This is a genomic window from Persicitalea sp., assembly GCF_041751555.1.
GTDB lineage: Bacteria > Bacteroidota > Bacteroidia > Cytophagales > Spirosomataceae > Persicitalea.
Genome location: NZ_JBGSXF010000161.1, coordinates 1 through 6,020, shown reverse-complemented (window position 1 = coordinate 6,020; position 6,020 = coordinate 1). Strand labels below are relative to the sequence as shown.

The 6,020-nt window shown below is 53.0% G+C and carries 4 protein-coding genes and 1 pseudogene; 2 read left to right on the top strand and 3 right to left on the bottom strand.

Annotated elements, in window-relative coordinates:
- The 3 genes from ACEW8P_RS05595 to ACEW8P_RS05585 all read right to left on the bottom strand — a co-directional run.
- The coding region (locus ACEW8P_RS05595; protein ID WP_373512121.1) for a sulfatase-like hydrolase/transferase at window positions 1-734 on the bottom strand (734 nt) is incomplete at its 3' end.
- A 10-nt stretch (window positions 735-744) separates the two neighbouring features.
- Window positions 745-2,223 (bottom strand): sulfatase, encoded by a 1,479-nt coding sequence (locus ACEW8P_RS05590; RefSeq protein WP_373512120.1) that lies wholly within the window; start codon window positions 2,221-2,223, stop codon window positions 745-747.
- A 47-nt stretch (window positions 2,224-2,270) separates the two neighbouring features.
- Complete coding sequence (locus ACEW8P_RS05585) at window positions 2,271-3,701, bottom strand: circularly permuted type 2 ATP-grasp protein (RefSeq protein ID WP_373512119.1); 1,431 nt, start codon at window positions 3,699-3,701, stop codon at window positions 2,271-2,273.
- Window positions 3,702-3,857: 156 nt separating this feature from the next.
- On the opposite strand from ACEW8P_RS05585, the gene ACEW8P_RS05580 reads away from it, so the two are divergent.
- Both ACEW8P_RS05580 and ACEW8P_RS05575 read left to right on the top strand, forming a co-directional pair.
- Window positions 3,858-5,414 carry a DUF5723 family protein gene (locus ACEW8P_RS05580; protein ID WP_373512118.1) on the top strand — a complete coding sequence of 519 codons (1,557 nt, stop codon included), beginning with the start codon at window positions 3,858-3,860 and terminating at the stop codon, window positions 5,412-5,414.
- A 103-nt stretch (window positions 5,415-5,517) separates the two neighbouring features.
- Window positions 5,518-6,020: pseudogene (locus ACEW8P_RS05575) on the top strand (hypothetical protein); the annotation flags it as partial.

Sequence of the window (6,020 nt, the reverse complement as noted above, 5' to 3'; positions counted from 1 at the left end):
GCCTCGCCGGATTTTTCCAAGTCGGCCAGTACTTTACCGACGAACGTATCCATATCCTCGACCTTATCGTAGTACTGCGCCCAATCGTGTCGCATTTCGGGGGTATCGGGGTGATAAGGAGGCAATGTCACCTTGTCGGGGCGGTGCCGGAGTTCAGCGGTTGGAATGGAATTGTGAATGCAGCTTTCATGAGAAATGGTTGTATTGAAAATGGCAAAGAAGGGCTGCCCCGGCTTGCGATTTTCGTAAGTAGCCTTACCACTCGATTCATCCCAGGCGTTCTCCTGATCCTCAGCTACGTTGTAGTCCTTCTTAACATTATTCGAGGTATAGTACCCCGCCTCCCGAAGGTACTTCGGATAAAACTTGACAAAACCCGGAATCGCGTAATCACTGCGCATATTCTCCGTACCGATCGAAGGCGGGTACATTCCTGTAATCAAGGTAGAGCGCGAAGGGGCGCACACGGGGGCCGTAGCAAAGGCATTGGTATAAAGTACCCCCTGAGTAGCCAACTTGTCAATATTCGGCGTAGTAGCGAACTTATCTCCATAGGCCCCTATCAACGGACTGTTATCCTCACTCACAATCCAAAGGATGTTGGGTCGGTCCGCCGCAGCGGGGGCCAACCGCTGGTGCTGGTCGGTAGTTTGCGCTTCTGCAAAGCAAAAACTACCACAAAATAAAGCGACGGCTAAAACCGCTCGCCGACTCAAAAGTATCTCATAATTCATAATTCATCATTCAAAATGGTCCTTTCGCTTCGATCCGGGCCGCCTCCTTCGCTGCGCCAGGCATTTCACCCCGTAGCTTCTGCTCTTGGGTGACCAGCGGCTTTCCCGTTTCGCGGTGGTACCAGTCGGGTGTAAGTTTGTCGGGAACGGTGTCACCCGTTTCGGTCTGCCATTGACTAAGCACTTTTCGCAGCTTTTCTACTTCTGTGGCGTAGGCGGGGGCATCGATCAGGTTTTTAGCCTGAATAAAATCTCTCCTAACGTCGAAAAACTCCTCTTCGGGGCGCGGACTACGGAAAATATCCTCCTGAATAGGGGTCAGGTCGCCGTTTTTCCTGGCCACTACCAAGTCCCGAGCCGAAGAACTATTGATGGCGTCGAGTGGCCCCTGGTTCGGCAGATCGGACCGCTCGTTGCGGATATACAAAAAGTCTTTCGTCCGCACAGCGCGTTCGTAGGCCTCGAAGTCGTGCCAGTTGTGTTCCGAGAAAACGTAGTTTCGGAATTTCTTCTTAGGGTTTTTAAGTAAATCAAAAAAAGACACTCCTTGGGTAGTTTTCGATGGCCCGACGTTGGCAGCTTCCAGCAACGTGGGGGCAATGTCGATACTGCTGACCATACTTTCGCTAACGGCTCCCGGCTTCCCAATTCCATTTGGCCATTTCATGACGAAGGGTGTCCGCATTCCGGTGTCGTACACCCGCGTCTTGCTGCCGGAGAACGGGCGACCATTGTCGGCCATAAATATGATGATCGTGTTATCGGCGATGCCCTGCCGTTCCAGTTCTTGCTGCAACTCACCGAGGTAGCGGTCGATGCGGCCAATCTCGTTGTAGTACGAGGCCAGATCAGTGCGCGTATCAGGCGTGTCCAGCAGGGTCGGAGGAATGGTAACGTTCTTATCAGGATCGTGCGGTTGTGGGAAGCTATCCACCGCCGACCAGGGACGATGCGCGTCGAAAGCCGCGAACCAGAAGAAGAAAGGTTGATTTTTCGGGCGATTTTGCAGGATACCGACCCACGCTTCCTCACCGCCCTCGCCCACCTCCTTTCGGTCGTTTATCATTAAGTCATAGGCCCGGCGTGTATTGGGCCCTTCGTGAAACTTACCAGAATGAGCCGTGTAGTAGCCACTTTTCTTCATCAACTCAGGGAAATATTCCAGATGCGCGGGCAGAGCGGTGTGCAGTTCCGCCGCCCCGGTGTTGTGCGGGTAGCGGCCCGTCAGAATGCTCGTCCGGCTGGGACTGCACGAACTGGCCGTCAGGTAGAAATTAGTGAACTTGATTCCATCCTTCGCCATACGGTCAATGTTGGGCGTGCGGATTCTCGCATTCCCGTAGCAACCGATGTCTTCGGCCGAGATGTCATCACCAATAATGAAAATGATGTTGGGCGGTGTAGCTTCCGTGCGGGTACTTTGGGACTTATTTTGACCAAAGTTACCGAAGTGGAAAAGCGCAAAAAGGCAAAATAAGGTAAATCTCATAACTCTCAATTATTAACTATCAACGCCTCGTGGCGACCCGTCTCCACTCAATAAAGTACCCACGTATCCTTCCCCCCCCCGCCCTGCGAGGAGTTAACTACCAATGATCCCTTGCGCAAAGCCACACGCGTCAGCCCGCCGGGCATGACGTGGATGTCCTCACCGTACAGAATGTAAGGCCGCAAATCCACGTGCCGCCCTTCGGCGTGATCCTGCATCATGCAGGGCACACGCGAGAGCGAGATGGTTGGCTGCGCGATGTAATTACGCGGGTTGTCGCGGATCTTCAGCCGGAATTCCTCGTGTTCTTCGGGCGTGGCCTTCGGGCCAATGAGCATTCCGTAGCCACCTGCCTCGTTAGCTTCTTTTACGACGAGGTGCTCTATATTTTCCATTACGTAATCGAAATCCTCCTGCTCGCGGCAGATGTAGGTTTGTACATTCGGGATGATGGCTTCTTCGTCGAGGTAGTACTTAATGATCCGCGGCACATAGGCGTAGATCACTTTGTCATCGGCCACACCCGTGCCGGGGGCATTGGCCAGAGCGACGCGGCCTTGTTTGAACACTTCAAAAATACCCGGAACGCCCAATAAGGAATCGGGATTGAACACTTTCGGGTCGAGGAAAGTATCATCGAGGCGACGGTAGATGACGTCAACGATTTCGAAGCCCTTGGTAGTGCGCATCTTAACGAAGCCGTCCGCCACGACCAGGTCGCGGGCGTCCACCAACTCCAAGCCCATTTGCTGGGCCAGGTACGAATGCTCAAAGTAGGCTGAATTGTAAATGCCCGGCGTAAGTACCACCACGTTGGGGTTGGGCCGTTCACTGAGGTGCTGCAGCATGTGGTGCAGCCTGGTGGCGTAGTCCGACACGGGTCGTACACCCGTACGGGCCAGTACGTCGGGGAAAAGCTGTTTGGAGAGTTCCCGATTTTCCAGCATATAAGACACGCCCGATGGACAGCGGAGGTTGTCTTCCAAAACCATGAACTTGCCGTCGTCACCTCGAATCAGGTCGGTGCCAGTAATGTGGCACCAGATTCCTTTGGGCGGCGTAATGCCTCGGCAAGCTTCCAAATAGCACTTGCTGGACTCGATCAGGTCGCGGGGCACCACATTATCGTTCAGGATATTTTGGTCGTTATAGACGTCGTGGATAAACATATTCAGCGCCTTGATGCGCTGCTTGAGGCCTCGCTCCACCTCCACCCATTCCAGCCCGGTTATTACGCGGGGAATGATGTCAATGGGCATGGTGCGCTCGGTGCCTTCGCCTTCCGAATAGACGTTGAAGGTGATGCCCATCGAGAGCATCGAGCGCTCGGCGGTTTGCTGGCGATTGAGTAAATCCTGACTGGTGAGGTTTTCGAATTTAGTTTTCAGATGCTCGTAGCCGGACCGGATTTGGCCTTCGGGCATGAACATTTCGTCAAAAAAAGCTTCGGAATTATAATTGGCAAAGGAGAAATTCATGCGATTTCGAATATGGTCGGGTGGTTGGGTACTTACTACCGAACAATTTATGGCAGACGATCGGCTTTACCAAATAATTGAAAATTTTAGCCTTTTATTGCGATATTTAAGCCCATTTCCACGCTAATCGCCAGCCGCCTTCGTTTACCCCCAACCATGATCCGCAGGTACTCTCTTCTCTTCTTATCGCTTGCCGCCCTTTCGTTTTCCAAACCTCGTGCCCAACATATGCCTGGTGTGGCGATGGGAAACTACGCCGGCACGCAAGCTCTCTACCATAACCCGGCTTTTGTCGCCGACTCTCGCTACAGCGTCCACGTCAATTTTGTTGGCGCGCAGTTGTACGTGGCCAATAACCACATCAAGTACAACGTACCCTACTCGTTTCTGTCGCTGATGACCAATAGTGTTCCTGACAAATACCGTAACGAGCGGGGGGCGATCGTTTTACCGCGGTTGGATTTGGAACAGAAGCTTAACGGTCGTCCTAAACACATGAATCTGGGCATCGAAGGTCGGCTGCCGTCGGTGATGGTCTCGCTGTTCGATGGCCGCTTTGGCGTTGCCGCCACCTCCCGAGTCCGAGTCATTGGTAATATGACCCAGGTCACCGAGCCGCTGGCGCGGGCCTTGCGGGGGCGCGGCAAGGGGGAAGATATTCAAAAGCAATTGTTTGAAAACCAGACCGGCCAACTGCATCTCAACGGTGTTGGTGAAGTAGCCTTGACGCTCGGCGGCGCTCTGCTGGATAACGAAACGGATTTCTTTAAAGTCGGCGTAACAGCCAAGCGTCTGATCGGTCTTTACAATGCTCATATCATCGTCAACGATGGGACATTCGGCGTATACCCCGACGAAAACTACCAGAACAAAAAGGAACTGATCGATCTGCCGACGATTGATACCCGGTATGGATATACCACAGACGGGGCTTTTCAAGATTTCAACTTCACTCCCAACTGGCTGCTGGGCAATGCGCCCGCCGGAAGCGGCTGGGGCTTCGATGCGGGGATAGTCTATGAGTACCGTCCAAACGTCAGCCGCCATTCCTACACCGACCGGGGCGTCCGTAAGCGTGATGGCAGTGTCAACAAGTACCTCTACCGCGTGTCGCTGGCTCTAACCGACATCGGGAGTGTACGTTTTAAGAATCCCGCTTACGTCAAACAGTTTGACAAGACAGCCGCCAATCGGACGTTTCGCTTCGAGAATTTTCAGAAACTCGCTGGAACCGAAGGCTTTTTCGACGCCGTGAGCAAATCGCTCGATACGGATACCAGCTCGCCAACTACCTCTTTTCGTTCGGTACTTCCCACGTCCTTACAGGCCAGCCTTGATTACCAGGTGCAGCCGAATGTTTACGTCAATACCCTGTATGTACAAAATCTGGTGGGAGCCGGAGCCTTCGGCATGAAGGGCGAGTCGGTGTTGGCCGTAACGCCCCGCTACGAACACCGCTGGTACGAAGTGTCGGTACCGGTTTCCGTTATGAATCGCTACGGGTCTTTTGGCGTGGGGCTGGCCGGGCGCGTGGGGCCACTGTGGTTTGGTACCGACCATCTGCTGGGACTACTCAATGTAGGAAAGCCCAAAACTTTCAATCTATACGCGGGACTTTCGGCGGGACTTTTCCGCCGCCCTCCAAGGTCACCTAACGCTTGTTTCCTGCCGGATGGCGCTTCCTTCTGGCAACGGTTGTTTCAGAAGCGGTGATAAAAAAAAGCTCATTCAGGAACCATAAGAATGTAACGGGAAGTCATTGAGTAAGTAAGTTTTGCGGGCAAATCGCTCTTTATGCAAAACAAACTTTGCCCAAATGAGAAATCTTGCCGTACTATTGTTCTCCTGCTTGATTTTTGCCAGTACTTTCGCGCAGAAAATCGAAACTTTTCCCAAGAACGATCCGAAACTAGCTTTCGCCGCGCAAGAAATAAAGCCGCATTTAGGTAGTTATCAAATTGAACTCATCGCCGACGCTGCGCGTGTCAATAAATTGTGTTCGGACAATCAACTACCCAAGCCAAAGTGGGACGGCGACCAGAGCTACGCTATCCGCAGGAAGGGCGACAAAGTTTGGGTACTGGCCAATGACCCCGTAGGGGCAATGTACGGCGGCCTGGACGTGGCCGAGGCTTTGCGCACTAAGCATCCCGAGTGGCTCGAGAACAAAGACCAAAAGCCGTATCTGTTGGAACGTGGGATTAAGTTTAACATCCCGCTCGACCTGCGAACACCCAGCTACACCGACGTAAACGATGCGGCTCAAGGGAATATTCCTGAGGTTTGGAAAGAGGAATTCTGGCAGGAGTACTTCGACGA

What these genes read in the sequence shown, in the direction of transcription:
- ACEW8P_RS05590 (WP_373512120.1), bottom strand. Translation starts at nt 2,223, where the DNA reads ATGAGATTTACCTTATTTTGCCTTTTTGCGCTTTTCCACTTCGGTAAC.
- ACEW8P_RS05585 (WP_373512119.1), bottom strand. Translation starts at nt 3,701, where the DNA reads ATGAATTTCTCCTTTGCCAATTATAATTCCGAAGCTTTTTTTGACGAA.
- ACEW8P_RS05580 (WP_373512118.1), top strand. Translation starts at nt 3,858, where the DNA reads ATGATCCGCAGGTACTCTCTTCTCTTCTTATCGCTTGCCGCCCTTTCG.